The sequence below is a fragment of the Thiothrix sp. UBA5583 genome (genome assembly GCA_002425225.1).
Lineage (GTDB): Bacteria > Pseudomonadota > Gammaproteobacteria > Thiotrichales > Thiotrichaceae > Thiothrix > Thiothrix moscowensis.
This window is the reverse complement of sequence record DILV01000005.1, coordinates 1-21,042: the sequence shown is the minus strand read 5'-3', so window position 1 is coordinate 21,042 and position 21,042 is coordinate 1. Positions and strand designations below refer to the sequence as shown.

Genomic DNA, 21,042 nt, shown 5'->3' with positions numbered 1-21,042 from the left:
ATTAATTTATTTTTAAGCGGCTTCAGCGTGTAATTTGACCCCAAGTGCACGAATCACCCTCATCATCGTGTCATAACGGGGTTTAGCTCCTGGGGTCAGGGCTTTATAGAGGCTCTCCCGACCAAGCCCTGAATCTTTAGCCAGTTGTGCCATGCCACGGGCGCGGGCAACGGTTCTGACAGCCATCAGGAATATATCAGGGTCAGGGTCTTCAAGTGCCTCGGATAAATAAGCAGCGATAGTTTCTTCATCGTCAAGATAATCAGCCGCATCAAATGGGGTAAATTTTGTCATGGCGTTGATTCCTTGGGCAGATTGTTAGCCATCTCTATGGCTCTCTTGATGTCAGCTTGTTGGGTCGACTTGTCGCCACCCAATAACAACAAATAAACGACCTCACCACGCCGGGTGAAATAAAGACGGTAGCCGGGGCCGTAATGGATGCGCATCTCAGACACGCCTTCACCGACAGGCTCACAATCACCAAAATTGCCTTGTTCAGCACGCCCAAGCCGTAAAGCAATCTTGGCTTTTGCTTTTTTGTCTCTCAGATTGGATAACCAATCATCAAACTTGTCTGACTTGAGGATGATATTCATGGGTTAATTGTATCCGAACAGATACGGATGTAAAGGATCATCCCATTATTTCGGTGTTCAAATTTGGCACGGCTTACCACGCATCAGCGCACTGTAGAGATTAGGCAACCACCAATCATGGCAAATGAACATGACCACCTTTTTTGTCAGCAAGGGACAATTGTTCTATTTTCGGTCGCTCAAGTTGGTGTTGTCTGTCACGCATCAGCGCACAGTGAAGGTTGGGAAACCACCAATTCAGGCAAATGAACGTAGCCACCGCACTTTGTCGCCAAGGGAAGAACCAACTTTTTGCGCTCTCTCAATCTGGCGATATTTATCGGTAATAACCCCCGCCAACAGTTTATTGGACGGAATCCATATCTAACAGATTAGGCAGACTGCGAGTAATCGGTGAGCAAATGCCGTCTATCCAGTTCGTACAGCGTTCCGTATAGTCTCGGATTATCATGCGTGATGTTGCCCCAATTACACTGATTTTCATGGACAAGAAGCATACAGCACGCTCGGTTGATCCTGCAATGACGTACTCCCGCGAGTTTTGGGGGAATTACTCACTTTTCCTGCTGAAACAAAATGTTAAGAAAGACAAGGTCTCTTGGTATGTGCTGCGTACCAAGCAATACATTGCAGAATTTCCCGATGAACACATCCGTACTCATACGGCTCGTCATGTTGAAATATTTCTGAACAGGGTAGGGCGGGAAACGCAGTTGCAAGCCTGGCAGTTTGGGCAGGTGGTCGATGCTATACGGATTCTGTTTAGTCTGGCGTTGAAGCTTTCCTGGGCGTGTGATTTTGACTGGGACTACTGGCGTGAGTCAGCAAAGCCCCTGGAAGTGAATCATGCAACGGTTGCTCGCGACTACAGCAATGTGCTGGAGGGTTTGGCAACGCTGGATGGGGAAGAGCGTTGTTCCAATGAGCTTTATCAGCGTTACCAGCCTGCGATTGCTGAAGTGGTACGGGCGATCCGTCTGAAAAATTACTCTATCCGCACGGAGCAGACGTATCAGGCGTGGGTTTCACGGTTTTTCTATTACCACAAGCCCCACAATGTGCGTGATCTGAATGGGCAGCACGTCAAGCATTATCTGGAATACCTTGCGTTGAAACGCCATGTCTCGGTGTCTACACAAAAGCAGGCGTTGAATGCCTTGGCATTTTTGTTCAATCAGGTCTGGCAAAAGCCGTTGGATGATCTGGATGAATTTATCGGGGCAAAGCGCCAGCGCAAATTGCCGGTGGTGTTGTCCCGCGAAGAGGTGCGGCGTGTGTTCCAGCAACTCAAGGGGACACACCATTTGATGGCGGGTTTGCTATACGGTGGTGGTTTGCGGTTGATGGAATGCATTACTTTGCGGGTGCTGGATGTGGATTTTGATTACAACCAGTTGCATATTCGTAATGCCAAGGGAGGAAAAGATCGTGTTGTGCCACTCCCAGAACGCTTCAAGGTTGCGCTAAAAGAACAGCTAGCGTTGGTAGAGCGTTTGCATCAGATTGATTTGCGTAATGGTTGGGGTGAAGTGTATTTGCCTGAAGCCTTGAGCCAGAAGTACCAGCAGGCTGCGCGGGAGTTGCGTTGGCAATACGTATTTCCAGCCAGTTCGGTAAGCGTTGACCCGCGTAGCGGTTTGGTGCGGCGTCATCATTTGCATGAAACCAGTTTGCAGAAGATTATCCGTAAAGCCGTGAAACAGGCGGGAATCACCAAACATGCTACGACGCATACCTTACGTCATTCTTTTGCGACACATTTGCTGGAGTCTGGCTATGACATTCGCACGGTACAGGAGTTATTGGGGCATTCGGATGTATCGACAACCATGATCTATACCCATGTGCTGAACACGCCGGGAATCAGTGTCAGAAGCCCGGCTGACATGATCTGATAGCTGAATTCTGGAACGCTACCGCCCTGGCCTGTACCGACCAAGGATCGGACAAACTGTCGTAAAATTCCGACAGACTGCTACAATGTCCAGCCGATTGTAACTTATCATGAAAATTTATAGAACCTGAACGGGCAAGAAAAATGCAATGAAATTTACAATAAAATAGTCAGGAATTGTGTCGGAACTGTCCCCGTTGTCTGTCAGTCAAAGCCTTTATCAATAAACACGTTACGAGGAGTATTCCATGTCATTCATTCGCGTTGGGGGTGTTGCCCTGTTGTCTGGTTTGCTGTTGAGTGCCTGTGTTGCACCGGGCGGAAACATGGGGGGAATCGGTGGGCCATGGGTGAACCCGTGGGTTCCGCAACAGCCGCCGGTTTACACGCAGCCGGATGTGGAAATCTACAAATACCAAGGGTCACGCCAGTGTGAAGGTGGTGGTGTGCCGCTGGCTGCGATGCACCAGCAGTTGCAGATGGCGGGGGTGCAGGTGAAGGGCAGCTCCTGCGGGATGGATGGGCGCATGTATGCGGCATTCTGCGGCGGGGCTGACGGCAAGATCAATATCTTTACCGTTTCAGCGGATACTGCCAATCTGGCGTACAGTCAGGGGTTCTTCCCATTGAATGATTTGCAGGGTGCGCAACGTACCAGTTGTTATGTTGGCAACAACACTATGGGTAACAATGGCGGCGGTACGGTGACTTACCCCTACAGTGGAACCAGCGGTGACACCTCTTATTATACCTACCGCCTGAAACCTTAAGCTGCCAGTTCCCGTACCTGATCGGCGGTGAGCAGGAAGACGCCATCACCGCCGCGCTCAAACTCCAGCCAGTGGAACAATACGTCGGGGTAGGCTTCCTGTAGGGCGTACTGGCTGTTACCCACTTCCACCACCAGAATGCCATGCCTGCTCAGGTGATGTGCGGCGTCATGCAGGATGCGGCGTACATGTGCCAGCCCGTCATCCCCGGAAGCGAGTGCCAGATCAGCCGGTTCGTGCAGGAATTCGGGGGTGAGGGCAGCCATGTCTGCGGCATCCACATACGGCGGGTTGCTGACAATGATGTCGTACCGGCGGTCTTGCAGGTTGTCGAACAGGTCGGACTGGATGGCGTGGGTTTGTCCACCCAAATGGTGGCGTTCGATATTGATGTTGGCAACGCTCAGGGCATCAGCGGAAATGTCACTCAAATCCACTTGTGCGTGCGGGAAGGCGTAGGCGCAAGCAATGCCGATACAGCCACTGCCGGTACACAAATCCAGGATATTGTGCACATCCGCCGGGTCAATCCAAGGTGCGAACTGCTTTTCGATGTATTCGGCAATCGGTGAACGCGGGACCAGTACCCTTTCATCCACGTAAAACGGCAAGCCAAGGAACCAGCCTTCCTGGGTCAGGTAGGCGGCTGGTTTGCGCGTTTCCACCCGCTGACGGATGATGTTGGCAACGGCTGCACGTTCGCTGCTGGTCAGGCGGCTGTCAAAATACAAATCAGGGGTATCGACCGGCAGGTGCAGCGTATGCAGTACCAGATACGCAGCTTCGTCGAAGGGGGAAGCCATGCCGTGGGTAAAACTCAGTTGCGCTTCGGCAAAACGGCTTGCTCCCCAGCGGATATAGTCCTTGATGGTCAGCAGGTCAGCGTGGTTGAAGTCCATGATTAGCACACCGGTAAAAGTGCGCTATCATCCCGCATTTCTACTCAAGACTCCAACACCAATGAATATCATCGACATATTGAAATCCTGGCCGTTGTATATCCTGCCGCACCACTTCATTTCCCGGCTGGTTTTTCGCCTGACCCGTATTCAGTGCCCGACGGTTGTACCGGGGGCTATCCGCCTGTTCAGTGACATTTTCAAGGTCAATCTGGAAGAGGCGCGTAACCCTGACCCCGCTAGTTACCAGACATTCAACGCATTCTTTACCCGCCCGCTCAGGCCGGAACTGCGTCCGGTGGCAGAAGGGGACAATGTGCTGGTGAGTCCGGTGGATGGGCGCGTCAGTCAGATGGGACGAATTGAGGATGGGCGGATTTTTCAGGCCAAGGGGCATTATTACTCTGCGCTGGAATTGCTCGGGGGGGATGAAAACCGTGCAGCAGCCTTCATGAATGGGCAATTCATGACCATTTACCTGTCGCCGCGTGATTATCACCGCATCCACATGCCCTTGTCCGGCAAGTTGCTGGAGCAGGTGTATGTGCCGGGGCGCTTGTTCAGTGTGGCAGGCCATACCGCCCGTACCATTCCACGTCTGTTTGCTCGCAATGAACGGGTGGTGGCGGTATTTGATACCGAATTCGGCAAGCTGGCGATGGTACTGGTGGGGGCCATCAATGTGGCAGCGATTGAAACGGTGTGGGATGGTCTGGTGACACCACCACAAGGCTGGGGTGTCAAGCGGCAGGTGTTTGCAGATGTGGCACTGGCAAAGGGTGCAGAAATGGGGCGGTTCAACATGGGTTCCACCGTTATTCTGCTGCTGGAAAACGGCAACATGCAGTGGGAAAGCATTCTGGCGGCTGACCAGCCGCTCAAGCTGGGTGAGCGTTTGGCAAGTTGGTAATTGACAGGAGGTTACGATGTCCGCATTTGATCAGGAATGGCAAGCATGGCTGGATCAAAACCTGTTGCGTGGCTGTAATGTCGGCGAGTTGTACAAGATCATGCGCGAAAACGGTTTTGATACCGGTTCTATCCAGCGGATGATGGGGGCTGCTTACCCGGTCGGGATTGAGCTGGAGGAAACGGCTTCCGGGGTGGATTACCTGTCATTGGCAGGCACACTGGAAGTTCACGGTCAGGCTGCCGGGGTGAAACGTTTTGATACTAACCTGCTTCAGCTTTACACCATCGACAATTTCCTGACCCCTGAGGAATGCGACAAGGTGGTGGCTTTAACTGAAGCCAAACTGCGCCCTTCGCTGGTGACGCATGACAGCGGTGACAAAATGTACCGTACCAGCAGTACCTGCCATCTGGATGAGAATCTTGACCCGTTTGTACGCTATGTGGATGAAAAAATTGCCCGCACGTTGGGGGTACGTTTGCCGTATTCCGAGCCAATTCAGGCGCAGCACTATGCCATCGGGCAGGAATTCAAGGCGCATCATGATTATTTCGTGCCCAATACCGACATTTATCAGCAGTTTGCCGAGGATTTGGGGCAACGTACCTGGACATTCATGGTGTATCTGAATGATACCCTCAAAGGGGGGGGAACCCATTTCCTGCACATCGACCAGATTTTTTATCCGAAAAAAGGGCTGGCGGTCGTCTGGAACAACCTGTTGCCGGATGGTACGCCCAACCGTCATACCCTGCATCATGGGATGCCGGTGGAAGAGGGCAAGAAGGTCATCATTACCAAATGGTTCCGTGAAAAAGGTCATGGCGAGATGTTTTATGCCGAGGAAGGTCTTGCCGTATAATCCCGCCCTTTCCATTGCCAAGCAGGAATGCCGTCCATGAAACAGTATCAACAAGCTTTCCTTGAATTCGCCATTGCGCAGGGAGTGCTGAAATTCGGTGAATATACCCTCAAGTCAGGTCGGGTTAGCCCGTATTTCTTTAATGCCGGGCTGTTCCAGAGCGGTTCGGCTTTGTCACAACTGGGTAGGTTTTACGCTCAGGCGATTGTGGATTCCGGGCTGGAATTTGATGTGCTGTTCGGGCCTGCCTATAAGGGGATTCCGTTAGTGGCTGCTACAGCGATGGCTTTGTATGAGCATCACGGCAAGGATTACCCCTATGCTTTCAACCGCAAGGAAGCCAAGGCGCATGGTGAAGGTGGCACGATTGTCGGGGCGCAACTGCAAGGCCGGGTGCTGGTGGTGGATGACGTGATCACTGCCGGGACAGCCATCCGTGAATCTGCCGAGATTGTGGCAGGGCAGGGGGCAACGCTAGCGGGCGTGGCGATTTCCCTTGATCGACAGGAGCGCGGCACGGGTACGCAGTCAGCCGTCCAAGAGGTTGAAGCCCTGTATGGCATCCAGGTCATCAGTATCGTGGGGTTGGGCGAAGTCATCAATCACGTGGGTGACAAACTGAACGACCCTGAACTGTTGACGAAAGTACAAACTTACCGTAGCCAATACGGTATCTGATTTACGGTTCTAACCGCGCATTCAACTGCAAACCCATCGGATCCTGCCGTGACTGTTCTGTTGGCGGGATCCATTTGCCCATGCAAGCCTTGTCGGTGACGCACGGGTCAGTCAGGGTATGCAGGAATGCTACCAGTTTCCCGACATCTTCCGGCGGATAAGGCTGTCCGGCAAGGTCGCTGTCGCCTGTCAGCATTTCCCGCAGGTTTTGTTGCAACTGCCCGGTCTGGATGCCGGGTTGTTTGAGTTGCGCCGGGTCATAATTCAGGGCAGCTTGAAACGGGTTGAGCATGTGTTCCACCATGCTAGGCAGACTGGTGTAAGCGCCATTGTGACCCCACGGGCCAGTCACCGCTACGTTCAGCAGGCTAGGGGTTCGGAAACGGAACTTGTCAGTTTCTTGTTGCGTGACCAGCCAGCGCCCATAGTCCCGCTGGAGGTTTGGGTTGCTGGCATTGCTTTTGCCGGGGCCGATGGCAGGCAGCAGGACATTGCGGAATTGTTCATCCGTGAAGAAATCTCCCCGGTGGCAACTGGCGCAAGCGTAGCCGCCTTGCCCACGTTCCCGGAAAAATAGCAAGGCTCCCTGTTTGGCTGCGGGGCTGATGGCGGCAAGATTGCCTTCCACGTAATGCTTCCAAGGGTTGCTGATAAAGACTTGTGAGCGTTCGTACTCTGCCAGGGCTGCGGCAATGTTGTGTTCGGTGATCAGCTCGGGAGCGCTTGCCACTGGTTGTGCATAAGCCGCGCGGAAAGCATCCAGCCAGTAACGGGTTTCTGCATCTGACAGCTTGCCCTGCATAGTGTCTCCATAGCCGCCCAGTCGCTGAGCCAGTTTGTCGCGGCAGGACTGAGTGGTTCCACCCGCATCGAATGTTTCACCACGCATTTCATGATTGGATGTCACCGGGAAGCGTGCTTGGGCATGTACCAGATTGCTGCCTGCGTGCGGGTCGACCTCGGCAGGGGCAACATCCGGGGTATGAATGCCGGATGCCAGTTGTTCCACTCGCCCGTCATGGAACATGACGTTTTGCCATAAGCCGATATTGAAGGTGGTTGGAGCGTTGCGCGGTACGCCGGGTGACAGCTTGCCTTGTAACAGGCGTTTGTGGCCGACGACATCCGGGGCGGTGGCATTGACACCGATGGAAAGCGATAGGTTGTCACCACCGCCCAGCAGGGGATGATGGCAAGTGGCACAGGCAACATCCAGATCACCAGACAGGGCTTTGCTGAAAAACAGTTTCATGCCCAGTTGCGCCAGCGGGCTTTCAATGCTGGGCAGGTTTTTGTCTTTGGCAGGATTGGCGTGCAAACCGCGCTGCTGGATGATTTTTCCCAGTTCAATATCGGTTTCGGCACGCAAAATGGACGCACTGCTATTGTCAGGTACATAAGCATCGACAGATGCCGTATCTTTATAACAGCCAGCTAACATTAAAAACAGGACGCAAGCCAATGGAAAATAAGCTGATTTCATGATCATATGGGGTTATGGATATGACCAGACCATTATTACATTGTCATAGATCAAGCCGGGAGGAGGTTTGTCTGCTGAACCCTACCATTTGGTGTATTCTGCGGGTATGCTGGTACGTTTAAAATCCGGGTCTAGTAAAAAAACGTTGAAATGTACTTGAGAGTTTAAGGGAGTTTATAGAATGTCTACATTAGCAGGGGTATTTATACTGGGGGTATTGGCAGGCTGGTTGGTCGAATGGATTTTCGTGCGCCTGTTTGTGCCAAACCCAAAGAAAAAAGTTGAAGTCGCTTTGCAGGCGGCTCGCAAGGAAAATGAAAAGCTGCAACAGCAGGTGCGGGAATTGCAGGCTGCGGCAGCTCATGCCGTTACAGTAGCACCTGTGCAGGCAACAGAATCTGCTGTTGTTGCTGTGGTTCCGCCTGTTCCAACTGAACCGGAAGCATTGACAGAGGTTGTGCCGGAAGCGGTTGTGCCTGATGTCGTGGCAGCAGAACCGGATGTGGCGGTGGAAGCAGCCGAACCAGTCGTTCAGGTGGAGCCGGAAATGCAGACTGTGACCAGTAACGATGACCTGACCAAACTGGGTGGAATCGGCCCCAAGCTGGCAGAAGCGATGAAAGCTGCTGGAATTAGTCGTTATGCACAACTGGTGGAGATGAGTGTGGAAGAGGTGAATGCCCGTCTGGCAGACAGCGGTATCCGTTATGGCAAGGCAGCCGCAGAAAGCTGGGCGGCACAAGCCAAAATGGCTGAGGCAGGTGACTGGAAAGCCTTGAAGGAATATCAGGCCTCACTGAAAGGGTGAACTATCCGCGTTAAACCAAAATCCATCATGATAGTGCCCGCTGATGCGGGCACTCGCTTGTTGGGATAACAGATTACCCGACAAAAATCAGAGCAGGTTATGGCGCTTCAGTTTGGTGCGCAGGGTTGCCCGGTTAATGCCCAAGCACTGTGCTGCACGTGATTGATTGCCATGTGTGTAGCGCATCATGATTTCCAGCATGGGGCGTTCAACTTCATCCAGTACCAAGCGATAAATATTGGTGGCCTCATGGTCGCCCAGGGTATCCAGATAGTCTTGCAGTACACGGTTAACCGTTTCTGACAATGAAGAATCCAGACCAGCTATACGAGAAGATGTGTTCGTCATGTTTATGCAACCTTATTAATAGTATTTTGTTAGCTCGATCATACCTGAAAGATCATTAACCGCAGCTAACTGTTTTTTAGGACATATACTGTCAAAAATCCTTGTTAAATGGCTTTTGGTTGTTTGTTGAACAACCTGATGCCATCCGTGTGCTTCCTTGCTGCTTGGAGGTATTAATGTCCGTTCCGTCAAGTCGTGAATAGCCCTGATGTGCCCCTACAGCCTTTCAAGCAAAGTGGACATCTGTGAACCCAGAAAGTTCCCTGCTGCGCAGGAATACGCTGGTTTACTGGAATATCTCTACCTTCGCCCTCCAGGCTGAGCGCCCGAACATCAGTTCATCAGTGTGCATCATTCACTCAGGCTCGCAGGTGCTACCCGAGTCTAATAACGCACACCTTGAATAAAAGAATACCATTTAGCGACTGAAAAACCATCAGGAGCAGACAAGCGGCTTAAAAGAATAGCCTAAATGACCACTTATCTGCTTAAGTCATGGTTGTTAAGGAAAAAACTGTGTCTTCCTACCAGTAGCGAGCTGGTTTCTGCTGCTTGAAAAAAAGCCAAACCAGATACAAGGCGAAGCCTATTATAACGGGGAAAGTCAGTTGTGGAAGCCCCAAGCCGAATAAAGAAAAGGTGACTTCAGTGCATTCGGCGGCGCTGCGGAACAACACTTCCGTGATTTGTCCCTGAGGGAGATATTCGATGAAACGATCGAGCATGATTTCAAGGCCGGGGCCGCAGGCAACTGCTTCTTCTTTGGGCAGGCTCAACAGCCAGACATGCCGGATAGCAACACCAGCACTGCCCAGTGCGCCCAGCACTAGCAGGAAACCGTATACCTTGTCACCGATGCCTTTGGGGTTGTGCAGAAATGCCAGCAAGGCAACCAAGCCGATGAACAAGATGGCAATGCGCTGAAAAATACACAGCGGGCAAGGCTCCAGACCAACAACCCGTTGCAGGAACAGGGCAACGCCCAACATGGTCAAACAGAACAGAAAAGCAAACAAATAATAGGGGCGCTTGTTCATGATGGGATTCTCCCTGAGTTGTCTAATTATATTCCATTGTAAGTCAAATTTCGGTGCAGGCAGTGTTTATAGCTGATTTTCATGATTTAGACCGGATTATTTTTGCTGATCTTGCCGCCTGTGCGCAAGATGCTTTCCACTACCCGGAAATGATCCGCCTCGCCTTCCAGAATCAGTGTATCGCCAACTTGCAGGCGCATGTCAGGGTCTGGCAGGTCGCCGCGAATGTCTCCCCGACGCAAGGTCTTGATGCTCACGCCGTGGCGTTGCAGGTGTAACTCGGCAATGGTTTTTTCACAGGCATAATCACCCGCTTGCAGGATGACGGTGTGCAGGAAGGTTTCGCTGCGACCTTGCAGGGTTTTGGCTTTGTCGCCGTGGTAATAGCTGCGTAGGACTTTATAATTGTCGCGGCGGATGTCGGCGGTGATCGCCAGTAATTCTTCGGGTGGTGCTCCCAGTTGTTGCAGCATCCGTTCTGCCACCATGACAGTGGCTTCCAGTGGTTCGTGCAGGACGGTGGCTGACAGGGCCTCTAGGGCTTCTGTCTGGCGTTCGTCGCGGGTGCGCACCAGTACCGGGATACTGTCGTGCATGTGCCGGATGGTTTCGGTAATCCGTTTGGCGACTTCAATATCAATCACGGTGATGATCACCATGCGGGCACGGTGCAAACCGGCAGCTTCGAGGATTTCCGGGCGGCTGGCGTCGGCAAACCATACCGGGTCGCCTGCGTCACGGGTTTCCTGCACGATGCTTGGGTCAAGATCCAGCGCGATGAAGGAAATGCCCTGTGCATCCAGTAATCTTGCCAAACCTTGCCCCATGCGCCGGTAGCCGCAGATGATGACGTGATCAGCCACTTCCTGCACCGCAGTGCTGAATTCATGGGCTTCACGCTGGTGTTGCTGATCCGTCAAGAGTCTACTGGCAATGCTTTCGTTGTAGCGGATGATGATGGGTGAAAGCACCATGCTGATAATGATGGAAGCCAGCACTGCCTGAGATTCGTTGGAAGTCAGCATACCGTTACTAAGTGCCAGTGCCAGCAGGGCAAAGCCGAATTCACCACCTTGCGCTAGCACCATGCCAGTACGCAGGGCAGTACGGTCGTTGTTGGCGGAAATGCGGACGAGCAGGGCGATCAGCAAGCCTTTGCCAATGGTCAGCCCCAGCACCAGTAGCAGAATCGGTTGCCATAATTCCGGCAATACTTCGACGTTGAGCTTGCTGCCTACGCTGATGAAAAATATACCCATCAGGATGTCGCGAAAGGGGCGGATTTCGCTTTCGATCTGGTGTTTGTATTCGGTCTCACTCAGCAACATGCCCGCTAGGAATGCACCGAGTGCCAACGACAGACCGAGGGAGGCGGTAATCCAGGCGGAAGTCAGCGCTACCAGCAGCACCGTGATATTGAACAGTTCGATGGATTGTGCTCGCGCAATGTACTGGAACAGGGGGCGTAGGGTGTAATGCCCGACCACCAGCATGAAGACAAACAGCAAGGCGGCTACGCTAACGTTCAGCGCGATTTCCGCGCCACTTTGGGTGGCGGCATTTTCCCCGGATAGCACCGGTATGATGACCAGGAACGGCACGACCGCAATATCCTGAAATAGCAGGATGCCTAGTGCCATTTGCCCGTGGCGGGAACGCATTTCACCCTGTTCTGACAATTGCTTGATGACAATGGCAGTGGATGACATGGCCAAGGCTCCCGCTGCCACCAGCGAACCTTGCCACGATGTGCCGAAATAACTGAGGATGGCTATGCCGCACAGGGTGGAAAGGACGACTTGCGCCCCGCCCAGACCCAGGATGGTATGGCGCATTGCCATGAACTGTTTGGCAGAAAATTCCAGACCAATGGCAAACAGCAGGAATACGACCCCGACTTCACCCATGAAAGCGAAGTCGCCGTTTTTGTCACTGCCGATCCATTCCAGCGCATGTTCGCCGGTCAATGCACCAACCAGCAGATAACCCAGAATGGGGGGAAGGTTAAGTCTACGAAAAACGGTAACTGCGCCAACCGACAATACCAGCAACAGCAGGATGCCGTGTAATATGTTAATGCTGTGCTCCACAGGATGCCCTTTTCGCTAAGCTGAATTTTTTTACTGTGTTTGTTGACCGCTATTATGCTGCAAAGTTACTCCCTTGTGCCGGTTATGGATAAATATTCACCATGAAAAAACGACCACGTTGGTTCAGTCTGCTCCTTTACCTTTGGGTTGCGCCTGTGTCGGTACTGTTCGCGCCCTTGGCATGGCTGGCAAAGTGGACAGGGGGAGGTTACAACATCCATTCCGGGGTGCTGGAAATCTGGGGTGGGGCGGTTGGTGCATGGTTGGATCGTGGCTTGCCGTTTCTCGGCCCTGCCAATGCTTTCACTGTCGGGCATGTAGTGGTGGGAATTTCACCGCAACATCTGGATAGCAGCCGTGTACACGAACGTACCCATGTGGCGCAGTTTGAACGCTGGGGTTTTCTGTTTCCACTGGTGTATCTGTTGGCAGGCTTGTGGGTCAAGTGGCAAGGTAAGCGGATGTACTGGGACAACCCCTATGAAATCGAGGCACGGGCAGCAGCTACCAGTGCCAATAAACGTTGTGACTGATGTTCTGTTGGTCTAGAAAAAACTGTTGCTGTTTTCTTCGGATGAATCACCCCACAGGAACGGTGATTTGTAGTCGCTCCAGAAATTCGGGTACAGGCTGGAGTTACCAGAATTCCAGAAATTGCCATTCTGGTAATCTGACCAGGCGTTTTGTGGGCGTGTTGTCTGGTTGGTCGATTGCTGTTGCTGGATTTTTTGCAACAGTGTCACCACGAGTGCCAGCAGGGCGAGTAATACGTCGTTGTTACCACCTGACAAGTCCAGCCCGGAAACCTGTTTGAATGCGGCTTCACTATTTGCTGATACTTCGGTATCACTATTGTCTGCATGAGAAGTAACCAGTGATTGGTTGCTGTCAACGCCTGTTAATGCCATGGTCTTTGCTCCGTGTTTCTTGACATCATTCCTTTGCAAAGAGTGTACGGCAAGCGCTGAGCAATGTGCGGATATGAGCGTGTGGAGCAGGACAAGCGGGCAAATGTAACCTACCAACGGCGACGGGCGGTAGGCTTATGCTTCCGCCGGAATCACATGTTCCCACCCGGCAACCCAGTCCACGCCTACTTGCTGGTTGATGCTGTAGTCGAAATCAGGGTCGTCTTCGTCAAAGAATTCGTGAGCGATGACGGTTTGCCCGTTTTCAAGCTGGATCAGGGAGTTTAGGGTCTGCCCGGTGTAGTTGCGTTCCAGAACCTTGCCGGGGAAGCCTTGCCTGTTATCGGGGCGACAGTCGATGCGCAAGTCTTCCGGGCGCAGGATGACATGCACCTGATCGCCAGCCGCAAAGCGCTGGTCGGCGCGGATTTCCCTTTCACTGCCCATGATGCGTGCCAAATAGCGGTATTCGCCGGTTTCACGCAGGATGTCGGCAGCAAACACATTGCTTTCGCCAATAAAGCGGGCAACAAACAGGTTGTGTGGGGATTCATAAATCTCGCGAGGTGTTCCTACCTGTTGCGCCTGCCCGTTGTGCATGACCAGTACTCGGTCAGACATGGAGAGGGCTTCTTCCTGATCATGGGTGACGTAGATGAAGGTAATACCCAGTTTGCGCTGCAACTGTTTGAGTTCAAGTTGCATCTGCTGGCGCAATTTGTGGTCAAGGGCGCTGAGCGATTCATCCAGCAGCAGCACCTTGGGGCGGTTGATCAAGGCTCGGGCAATCGCTACCCGCTGTTTCTGTCCGCCAGAAAGCTGATGGGGTTTACGTGCGCCATAATCCACAAGTTGTACGGTGGTCAAGGCTTCGGCAACCCGTTCCGCAATGTCTGTAGGAGGGATACCAGCCATTTTCAGGCCGAATGCCACGTTGTCAAACACGTTCATGTGTGGAAACAGGGCGTAGCTTTGGAATACGGTATTGACCGGGCGTTTTTCCGCTGGAACCTGGCTGATGTCGACACCATTCAGCAGGATTTTGCCTTCATCGGCTTGCTCGAAACCGGCAATCAGGCGCAGAACCGTGGTTTTGCCACAACCAGATGGCCCTAACAGGGTAAAAAACTCGCCATCGTTGATGTGCAGGTCAAAACCGGACAGGACTTCCTGTGAGTCGAAGCGTTTGGTAATGCCAGCAAGGGTCAGGAAAAAAGAGCCACTAGTCACAGGGTCAGCCTCCATGAAGAGAGGTAAGAGTGGCAGCCCCAAGTGGAATCGAACCACTAGTTGCCCCTTAGGAGGGGGCCGTTTTATCCATTAAACTATGGGGCCACTGCTTGTGGGAAGCACATTCTAGCCTAAATCAGCGGGTTTGGCAGGGGATTGTACAGTTTTTGCTGAATGGGCAACTTCTTCTGCGACCAGATGCACTGTCCGCTGTGGCAAGGGGATTTCTACCCCAGGTTGGCGGAATGCCTTATCAATCGCCAGATTCAGGTCGCTGATGACAATGGCTCTGGATTCCACCTCGCGGATGAAGCAGCGCAACTCGAAATTGAGTGCGTTTTCACCAAAACCCCGGAACAGCACGGTGATTTTCATGTCGTTGTGGTTTTTCAGGACGTTCGGGTGGTTATTGGCAGCCTGCCGCAGGATTTCCATCACCCGTTCCGTATCCGAGCCGTGGGCAACACTGACGGGCAGGATGATGCGGCTGAAGTTGTCATTCAGCATCATGTTGGTAACTTGCCCGGAAATGATTTCCGAGTTCGGCACAATGATGTCGGAACGGTCAAAGGTCTGGATGGTGGTGGAGCGGATACTGATTTCGCGCACATAGCCTTCCGCATTGCCGACCTTGATCCAGTCACCCTTGCGGATCGGGCGTTCCAGCAACAGGATCAGGCCGGATACAAAGTTGTTGACGATGTTTTGCAGGCCAAAGCCGATCCCGACCGAAAGTGCCCCGGCAATGATGGCCAGATTCTGGAATTCGATACCGGCAATTGACAACCCCAGCAGGATGGCAAGCAAAATGCCGCTGTAACCCGAGACGGTGGTGATGGCTTCGCGTGCACCCTTGCTCAGGCTGGTACGGCTCAGCCAGTGTTCCGCCAGATTCTTTTTGAAAACATGGGTAAGGCTGACCAGCAAGGCCAGTACCAGCAAGCCACTGATGATGCGCAAGGGTTCCAAGGTGAAACCGCCGATCTGGAAACCGCTTGCCAGTTTCGCCAGCAACAGGCTGAAATTCTGCTCCGGCATTCCCCACAAGCGCAAACCGAGGATCAGCAGCAGCCCGGATACCACCAGAGTGATGCTCAGGCGTATCCAGATCAGGCCGGGGGCGGGCTGCCCGCTTTTCAAGCCCAGTTGCGCCCGCCAACGTTGTTGCCAGGGGGTATGGCCTGTATCCAGCCCGTCAAAGATTTCGGTCGGAATCTTGAGCAGTAACCAGCCAGCCAGTAGCAGGAACAACGAACCAAATACGCCAGTAAACAGGAATATGGCGAAATTGCGGTAGCCTAGCCACAGACTTGCCACGGCAACAACCAGAGTGCTAGCCGTCAGCAAGTGCAGGCGACTGCGGCGCAGGAACAGGAAATGTCCAGCCATTAGCCAGACCAGACGTGCCAGCGCAAAGCCGATCAGGCTCCCTAGCGTCAGTCGGATCAAACCTGTCAGGCTGCTGGCAGCAGGGTTTTCCGGGGAAGCGTTATCCAGCAGGGGGGAGTGAAAAATCACTCCCAGCAGGGTGGCAAGCATCAGCAAACGTGCCCACAGATACAGCTTGTGCCCTGCTTGCGGGTCAACAGGGACGATACCGTCCACTTGCATGGTTTTGCGTAACAGGGAACGCAGGATGCTGTAGCTAAGGCTGAAAATCAGTAGCACCAGCATGAATTGCTGTACGGTCGGCAAACCGGGCGGGGCGAAATGCAGCGACAAGGCAGCCAGCCCGGCAAACAGGGCAAGTGGCATGACCCGCAGCAGGCTAAGCCAGACCGCCGCGAGTGTGGGGCTGGTACTGTGAATGACGGGCAATTGCTCACGATACTGGCGGCTTTTCTGGATGCTCCAGAACAGGCCGACCAGCAAGCCAGCCGTGCCATAAGCCAGCGCAATCCATAGGTTTTTCCAGTTGAGGGGTGGGGAACTCAGGTTTTGCCACAAACTGGATGCCTCGGTTTTCCACACACCCGGCACAAACAGCAGGGTGTAGAGATGATCCAGCGAGGATTCGGATGGGGCAAACAGTTGTTGCTTGAGAATGGTCTGACGAGACGCGCGGGTTTCTTCCAGCAGGGTAGTGGCACGTAGCCCCAGCAGGCGGCACTGCGACAGGGTTTTTTCCACTTGCTGCTTTTGTTCGCCCAGTTCCTTGCGCTTGCTTTTGACCTCGGCATCTTCTTCGGGAGCAGGCTCACCTAGGCTGTCAATGGCTTGCTGGGTTTGTGCCTGTTTCTGGCTGTAGGTACTGATGCAGTCCTGGGCGCGTTGCTCCAGCCCGGCGGCAGTGACATTCAGGCTGTCGAGCTTGTAAATGTCCTTGCTGCCGGGTTGCATGAAGGTGGTTTCGGCAATATCCAATTGCTGGCTGAGTTCATTCAGGGCATCGCTGGAAAAGTCATCGGCGACAGCCTGAAGGGGCAATGCCAGCGTCAGCAGCAGGCAGATACGGCAGAAAAAATGGCGAAGATTACCCGGCATAACATCAGCTATGACGCTGCCTTTTCCCACGTATCCTTCAAGCCGATTACCCGGTTAAACACCGGCTTTTCTGGGGTGGAATATTTGGAATCCAGCACAAAATACCCTTCCCGCTCGAACTGGTAGCGGTCGTCCAGCGTGGCGTTTGCCAGCCCGATTTCGCCCTTGCAGCCTTGCAGGATTTCCAGGCTGTGCGGGTTGATGAATTCGAGGTAGTTCTTGCCACCTGCATCGGGGGCGGGGTCATTGAACAGGCGGTCATACAGGCGCACTTCGCAATCGACGTTTTCACGGGCGGATACCCAGTGGATCACGCCTTTGGCTTTCACCCCGTCTGCCGGGTCTTTGCCCACGGTGTTTTCGATCACGCGGGCGCGTACTTCGATGACATTGCCGTCAGCATCCTTGATGGCTGCATCTGCTTCGATCACGTAGCTGTTGCGCAGGCGCACACGCTTGCCTAGTACCAGACGCTTGTACTGTTTGTTGGCTTCTTCGCGGAAATCATCCTGATCAATCAGGATTTCGCAGCAAAACGGCATTTCGCGCGTACCCATCGCTTCATTCTGTGGGTGTACTGGCGCGGTCATGGTTTCTACCTTGTCGTCCGGGTAGTTGGTCAGCGTGACCTTGAGCGGGTGCAACACGCACATGGCGCGGGGGGAAATCTCGTTGAGGTCGTCGCGGATGGCGTGTTCCAGCATACTGAGGTCGACCACACCTTCGACCTTGGTCACTCCTGCCATTTCACAGAAGTTGCGGATCGCTTTGGGCGTGTAGCCTCGGCGGCGCATCCCGGAGATGGTCGGCATCCGTGGGTCGTTCCAGCCGTCGACGTGGTTTTCCACCACCAGTTGTTTGAGCCTGCGTTTGCTGGTGACGGTGTAGTTGAGGTTGAGGCGCGAAAATTCGTACTGGTGCGGCTCGGCAGGCACTGGCAGGTTCTGGATGCACCAGTCGTACAGCGGGCGGTGATCCTCAAATTCCAGCGTGCAGATGGAATGGCTGATGTATTCCAGCGCGTCACTTTGCCCGTGGGTGTAGTCATACGATGGGTAAATGCACCACTTGTCACCGGTCTGGTGGTGGGTGGCCTTCTTGATGCGGTACAGCACCGGGTCACGCAGGTTGATGTTCGGGGAGGCCATGTCGATCTTGGCACGCAAGGTACGGCTGCCGTCAGCAAATTCCCCGGCACGCATCCGCTCGAACAAATCAAGGTTTTCCTCAATGGAACGGGTACGGAAGGGGCTTTCCTTGCCTGCTTCGTTGAGTGTGCCACGGTACTGGCGCATTTCCTCGGCATTGAGGTCGCACACGAACGCCTTGCCTTGCTGGATCAGGTATACCGCCCAGTCGTACAACTGGTCGAAATAGTCGGAGGCGTAACGCACTTCGCCGTCCCACTGATAGCCCAGCCATTGCACGTCAGCCTTGATCGACTCGACGTATTCCTCGTCTTCCTTCTCCGGGTTGGTGTCATCCATGCGCAGGTTGCAGGTGCCGCCGTAACGCTGTGCCAGCCCGAAATTCAACCAGATGGATTTGGCATGACCGACGTGCAAATAGCCGTTCGGTTCGGGCGGGAAGCGGGTGTGGATGGTATTGACTTTGCCGCTTTTGAGGTCTTCTTCGATAATGCGCTCGATGAAGTTGAGAGGTCTGCTGGTTTCGCTCATGTTGGATAGTTCTTGTCACTTATTGCAATGCGGGAATTAGACTACCAAGTATAGCGGATGTCTAGCGGCATTCTGCAAATGGCGTGTTTGGTTGGCAGCGTCAAGGAGCGGGATGAATATCCCTCCAGCCTGCGTCAACTCGCTGCGCTCAGACAAAACTCCGGCTTGCGGGATATTCATCCCGCTCCTTGACGCTTGAGGATAACCCGGTGCTGCATATCCAGTTCAAAGCAAACCATGTTGCCAACGGCGAAATCCTGATGGCTGGGAGCAAGTGCCAAGAGCTGGCTACTGTCAGCCAGTTCCAGGGCGTACAGGTATTCAGCACCACGAAATACCCGCGACACCACTTTGGCTGTGCGTGGTGCATCCGCGACCAGTTTCAGATCATCAGGGCGGATCAACACATCAACCGGGTATTCAGGCTGGCAGTCAGGTGGTACATCCCCTTGTACTGCGCCCAGCAAGGTTGATACGGTGTTGTGATTCAGCACTGTTCCTGCGATCAAGGTGCCTTGTCCGATAAACCCTGCCACAAACTGATTAACCGGCTTGTGATACAGGTTGTACCCCGTATCCCATTGCTGCAAACGCCCGCTTTGCAGGACGCCGATTTCATCCGCCATCGCAAACGCTTCGTGCTGGTCATGTGTCACCAGAATCGCGGTCATGCCTTCGCGTTTGAGGATGTCACGGACTTCGCGTGCCAGCATTTCGCGCAATTCCACATCCTGACTGCCGAACGGCTCATCCAGCAATAACAGACGTGGGCGAGGAGCCAGAGCACGAGCCAAGGCAATGCGCTGCTGTTGCCCGCCAGAGAGTTCGTGCGGGTAACGCTGCGCATAACCGGGCAGATTGACCAGTTCCAGCAATTCCGTGACGCGCTGGGATTTTTCCTTGCTGGATTGCTTGCGGATGCCGAAAGTGATGTTGTCCGCGATGTTCAGGTGCGGGAAGAGCGCGTAATCCTGAAACACCATGCCGATATTGCGTTTTTCAGGGGGCAGATGCTTGCCGGATTCACTGATGACCTGTCCATTGAGTGTAATTGTGCCTTGGGTGATAGGCTCGAAACCAGCAATGGCGCGTAACAGGGTGGTTTTGCCACAGCCGCTAGGCCCCAACAGGCAACCGATCTGCCCATCGGCTACCGTCAGGTTTACGTCATGCACCACAGCACTATCATCGTAACGGATGTGGATGTTTTGCAGGGTCAGTTTGCTCATGCGGGTTCCTTTAACACTGTCTGGGCTAACTGCGCCAGCAACACCGTGGCATAAGCTCCCGGTGGCAAGGCAAACGTCAGCTTTAGTGTGTCATCATACAGGTTTTCAACATGGATTTCGTCCACCTTGATACGCAGGGCGCGGCGCTCCTGTTTTAGACCCTGCTTTTCCAACCCGGCACAAAATACCGGGAACAGGGCAGCTTGTGCCACTTCAACCTCAGCGGCTTGCGCCTGGGTAGGTAACTCGCCTCTGCCCCACAATGCGCCTGTCGGGTGGATGGTTTGCGCTGCCAAACGCTGTGGCAATTCCGCACTGGCATCGTCGACAAACCAGCTATTGCCATCAGCGAAGGTAAATACATCACCGGGCAGGCGCTGATTCCACGTGCCCTGCCGTACCCGTTCGGCGAGGATATGGTTGAAAATCCACGAGCGGGCAGCAGACAAGTAGAGGCTGCGCTGGTTGCGTTGTTTGGGTTTTGATTCACCCTTGAACCAGCTTGCGGCTTTTTTCAGATTGCCGAAATTGTGCCCGAAACGCTGTTCGCCGTAATAGTTGGGAATACCGTACTGGGTGATTTGCTGGCAAATGGCGTGGGCTGCGGCAAAATCGCCTGTGCAATTCCGCAGCGTGAGAATAAAGCGGTTGCTGCTCAGTGCTCCGCGCCGCAGTTTCTTGTCGTGGCGTTGCTGCTGGAGAATCTCGATTTCCGGCGGCAAACTGGCAAAATCCGGGTCGGATTTGCCGGGCAATTGCAGACTGAACCATTGGGTAGTGACCGCATGGCGATCTTTCAAACCGGCATAACCCACCTCACCAGCAGGAATGCCTGCGCAACGGGCTAGCTGGCTCGCCACCCAGTCGGTATTTGCGCCGGTTTTGCGTACTTGCAGCCACAGGTGTTCGCCGTTGCCGCTGAGGGCGATGTCCATTTGTTCATCAACGATGAAGTCTTCCGGCAAGGTTCGGAACTGGGCACGGAGTGGTGCAGGGTAGGCGGGAGGAAACTGGGTATTGCTATAATCGGTCATACAAACCACTTCGTACAAAACGCTGATTATAACGCTAAGGATAGCGAATCCATACGTGGGAGCAGCTATTGTATAGGGTAATCGCATTAAACCGCTA

At 53.5% G+C, this 21,042-nt stretch carries 20 protein-coding genes and 1 tRNA gene; 7 read left to right on the top strand and 14 right to left on the bottom strand.

Features of this window, described 5'->3' with window-relative positions:
- Positions 1-12: 12 nt before the first annotated feature.
- Positions 13-294 (bottom strand): addiction module antidote protein, encoded by a 282-nt coding sequence (locus B2U47_RS01160; RefSeq protein ID WP_296681310.1) that lies wholly within the window; start codon positions 292-294, stop codon positions 13-15.
- A complete protein-coding gene (locus tag B2U47_RS01155) occupies positions 291-599 on the bottom strand; it encodes a type II toxin-antitoxin system RelE/ParE family toxin (protein ID WP_296681312.1) in 309 nt (102 codons plus the stop codon). Before B2U47_RS01155 ends, B2U47_RS01160 begins: the two co-directional genes overlap by 4 nt.
- Positions 600-1,048: 449 nt before the next feature.
- Here B2U47_RS01155 and B2U47_RS01150 point away from each other — a divergent pair, with 449 nt between their 5' ends.
- Positions 1,049-2,494 carry an integron integrase gene (locus B2U47_RS01150; protein ID WP_296681314.1) on the top strand — a complete coding sequence of 482 codons (1,446 nt, stop codon included), beginning with the start codon at positions 1,049-1,051 and terminating at the stop codon, positions 2,492-2,494.
- A 247-nt stretch (positions 2,495-2,741) separates the two neighbouring features.
- Positions 2,742-3,263, top strand: a complete 522-nt coding sequence (locus B2U47_RS01145) for a hypothetical protein (protein ID WP_296681319.1) — start codon at positions 2,742-2,744, stop codon at positions 3,261-3,263.
- Here B2U47_RS01145 and prmB read toward each other — a convergent pair.
- Positions 3,260-4,162 carry a 50S ribosomal protein L3 N(5)-glutamine methyltransferase gene (gene prmB / locus B2U47_RS01140; protein WP_296681321.1) on the bottom strand — a complete coding sequence of 301 codons (903 nt, stop codon included), beginning with the start codon at positions 4,160-4,162 and terminating at the stop codon, positions 3,260-3,262. The two genes, B2U47_RS01145 and prmB, sit on opposite strands and share 4 nt — an antisense overlap.
- Before the next feature lie 61 nt (positions 4,163-4,223).
- Here prmB and asd point away from each other — a divergent pair, with 61 nt between their 5' ends.
- From asd to pyrE, 3 genes are read left to right on the top strand one after another with little or no spacing between them, the layout of a single operon-like run.
- Positions 4,224-5,072, top strand: a complete 849-nt coding sequence (gene asd / locus B2U47_RS01135; RefSeq protein ID WP_296681323.1) for an archaetidylserine decarboxylase — start codon at positions 4,224-4,226, stop codon at positions 5,070-5,072.
- Between the two features lie 16 nt (positions 5,073-5,088).
- Positions 5,089-5,937 (top strand): prolyl hydroxylase family protein, encoded by an 849-nt coding sequence (locus B2U47_RS01130; RefSeq protein ID WP_296681325.1) that lies wholly within the window; start codon positions 5,089-5,091, stop codon positions 5,935-5,937.
- 36 nt (positions 5,938-5,973) lie between these two features.
- Positions 5,974-6,615, top strand: a complete 642-nt coding sequence (gene pyrE, locus B2U47_RS01125) for an orotate phosphoribosyltransferase (RefSeq protein ID WP_296681328.1) — start codon at positions 5,974-5,976, stop codon at positions 6,613-6,615.
- A gap of 1 nt (position 6,616) precedes the next feature.
- Here the strand turns inward: pyrE and B2U47_RS01120 are convergent, their stop codons facing one another.
- Positions 6,617-8,056: a cytochrome-c peroxidase gene (locus tag B2U47_RS01120; protein ID WP_296681330.1), complete on the bottom strand. Its 1,440-nt coding sequence runs from the start codon at positions 8,054-8,056 to the stop codon at positions 6,617-6,619.
- Between the two features lie 223 nt (positions 8,057-8,279).
- On the opposite strand from B2U47_RS01120, the gene B2U47_RS01115 reads away from it, so the two are divergent.
- Positions 8,280-8,906 carry a helix-hairpin-helix domain-containing protein gene (locus tag B2U47_RS01115; protein WP_296681333.1) on the top strand — a complete coding sequence of 209 codons (627 nt, stop codon included), beginning with the start codon at positions 8,280-8,282 and terminating at the stop codon, positions 8,904-8,906.
- Between the two features lie 87 nt (positions 8,907-8,993).
- Here the strand turns inward: B2U47_RS01115 and B2U47_RS01110 are convergent, their stop codons facing one another.
- The 3 genes from B2U47_RS01110 to B2U47_RS01100 form a co-directional block, all read right to left on the bottom strand.
- Positions 8,994-9,254, bottom strand: coding sequence for a helix-turn-helix domain-containing protein (locus tag B2U47_RS01110; protein WP_296681335.1), 261 nt, complete (start codon positions 9,252-9,254; stop codon positions 8,994-8,996).
- Positions 9,255-9,778: 524 nt separating this feature from the next.
- Positions 9,779-10,291 carry a disulfide bond formation protein B gene (locus tag B2U47_RS01105; RefSeq protein ID WP_296681337.1) on the bottom strand — a complete coding sequence of 171 codons (513 nt, stop codon included), beginning with the start codon at positions 10,289-10,291 and terminating at the stop codon, positions 9,779-9,781.
- Positions 10,292-10,377: 86 nt separating this feature from the next.
- Positions 10,378-12,381: a cation:proton antiporter gene (locus B2U47_RS01100; RefSeq protein WP_296681339.1), complete on the bottom strand. Its 2,004-nt coding sequence runs from the start codon at positions 12,379-12,381 to the stop codon at positions 10,378-10,380.
- A 101-nt stretch (positions 12,382-12,482) separates the two neighbouring features.
- Between B2U47_RS01100 and B2U47_RS01095 the strand changes: the two genes are divergently transcribed.
- Complete coding sequence (locus tag B2U47_RS01095; RefSeq protein ID WP_296681343.1) at positions 12,483-12,914, top strand: hypothetical protein; 432 nt, start codon at positions 12,483-12,485, stop codon at positions 12,912-12,914.
- A gap of 12 nt (positions 12,915-12,926) precedes the next feature.
- On the opposite strand, the gene B2U47_RS01090 is transcribed toward B2U47_RS01095, so the two are convergent.
- From B2U47_RS01090 to truD, 7 genes are all read right to left on the bottom strand, one after another.
- Entirely contained in the window at positions 12,927-13,289 is a 363-nt protein-coding gene (locus B2U47_RS01090; RefSeq protein ID WP_296681345.1) for a hypothetical protein, read from the bottom strand.
- A 135-nt stretch (positions 13,290-13,424) separates the two neighbouring features.
- The gene (potA, locus tag B2U47_RS01085) at positions 13,425-14,483 is read right to left on the bottom strand and encodes a spermidine/putrescine ABC transporter ATP-binding protein PotA (RefSeq protein WP_414717835.1); all 1,059 of its coding nucleotides are present in this window, start codon (positions 14,481-14,483) and stop codon (positions 13,425-13,427) included.
- 66 nt (positions 14,484-14,549) lie between these two features.
- Positions 14,550-14,624: transfer RNA gene (locus tag B2U47_RS01080), tRNA-Arg, on the bottom strand.
- Between the two features lie 21 nt (positions 14,625-14,645).
- Entirely contained in the window at positions 14,646-17,003 is a 2,358-nt protein-coding gene (locus tag B2U47_RS01075; RefSeq protein WP_296681350.1) for a mechanosensitive ion channel family protein, read from the bottom strand.
- Positions 17,004-17,011: 8 nt separating this feature from the next.
- Complete coding sequence (locus B2U47_RS01070; protein ID WP_296681352.1) at positions 17,012-18,682, bottom strand: glutamine--tRNA ligase/YqeY domain fusion protein; 1,671 nt, start codon at positions 18,680-18,682, stop codon at positions 17,012-17,014.
- Positions 18,683-18,858: 176 nt separating this feature from the next.
- A complete protein-coding gene (locus tag B2U47_RS01065) occupies positions 18,859-19,911 on the bottom strand; it encodes an ABC transporter ATP-binding protein (RefSeq protein ID WP_296681354.1) in 1,053 nt (350 codons plus the stop codon).
- Complete coding sequence (truD, locus tag B2U47_RS01060) at positions 19,908-20,945, bottom strand: tRNA pseudouridine(13) synthase TruD (RefSeq protein ID WP_296681355.1); 1,038 nt, start codon at positions 20,943-20,945, stop codon at positions 19,908-19,910. Before truD ends, B2U47_RS01065 begins: the two co-directional genes overlap by 4 nt.
- Between the last annotated feature and the right edge of the window lie 97 nt (positions 20,946-21,042).

Excerpts from the sequence above, each read along its gene's own strand:
- B2U47_RS01160 (WP_296681310.1), bottom strand. The coding sequence starts at position 294 with ATGACAAAATTTACCCCATTTGATGCGGCTGATTATCTTGACGATGAA.
- B2U47_RS01155 (WP_296681312.1), bottom strand. The coding sequence starts at position 599 with ATGAATATCATCCTCAAGTCAGACAAGTTTGATGATTGGTTATCCAAT.
- B2U47_RS01150 (WP_296681314.1), top strand. The coding sequence starts at position 1,049 with ATGCGTGATGTTGCCCCAATTACACTGATTTTCATGGACAAGAAGCAT.
- B2U47_RS01145 (WP_296681319.1), top strand. The coding sequence starts at position 2,742 with ATGTCATTCATTCGCGTTGGGGGTGTTGCCCTGTTGTCTGGTTTGCTG.
- prmB (WP_296681321.1), bottom strand. The coding sequence starts at position 4,162 with ATGGACTTCAACCACGCTGACCTGCTGACCATCAAGGACTATATCCGC.
- asd (WP_296681323.1), top strand. The coding sequence starts at position 4,224 with ATGAATATCATCGACATATTGAAATCCTGGCCGTTGTATATCCTGCCG.
- B2U47_RS01130 (WP_296681325.1), top strand. The coding sequence starts at position 5,089 with ATGTCCGCATTTGATCAGGAATGGCAAGCATGGCTGGATCAAAACCTG.
- pyrE (WP_296681328.1), top strand. The coding sequence starts at position 5,974 with ATGAAACAGTATCAACAAGCTTTCCTTGAATTCGCCATTGCGCAGGGA.
- B2U47_RS01120 (WP_296681330.1), bottom strand. The coding sequence starts at position 8,056 with ATGTTAGCTGGCTGTTATAAAGATACGGCATCTGTCGATGCTTATGTA.
- B2U47_RS01115 (WP_296681333.1), top strand. The coding sequence starts at position 8,280 with ATGTCTACATTAGCAGGGGTATTTATACTGGGGGTATTGGCAGGCTGG.
- B2U47_RS01110 (WP_296681335.1), bottom strand. The coding sequence starts at position 9,254 with ATGACGAACACATCTTCTCGTATAGCTGGTCTGGATTCTTCATTGTCA.
- B2U47_RS01105 (WP_296681337.1), bottom strand. The coding sequence starts at position 10,291 with ATGAACAAGCGCCCCTATTATTTGTTTGCTTTTCTGTTCTGTTTGACC.
- B2U47_RS01095 (WP_296681343.1), top strand. The coding sequence starts at position 12,483 with ATGAAAAAACGACCACGTTGGTTCAGTCTGCTCCTTTACCTTTGGGTT.
- B2U47_RS01090 (WP_296681345.1), bottom strand. The coding sequence starts at position 13,289 with ATGGCATTAACAGGCGTTGACAGCAACCAATCACTGGTTACTTCTCAT.
- B2U47_RS01075 (WP_296681350.1), bottom strand. The coding sequence starts at position 17,003 with ATGCCGGGTAATCTTCGCCATTTTTTCTGCCGTATCTGCCTGCTGCTG.
- B2U47_RS01070 (WP_296681352.1), bottom strand. The coding sequence starts at position 18,682 with ATGAGCGAAACCAGCAGACCTCTCAACTTCATCGAGCGCATTATCGAA.
- B2U47_RS01065 (WP_296681354.1), bottom strand. The coding sequence starts at position 19,911 with ATGAGCAAACTGACCCTGCAAAACATCCACATCCGTTACGATGATAGT.
- truD (WP_296681355.1), bottom strand. The coding sequence starts at position 20,945 with ATGACCGATTATAGCAATACCCAGTTTCCTCCCGCCTACCCTGCACCA.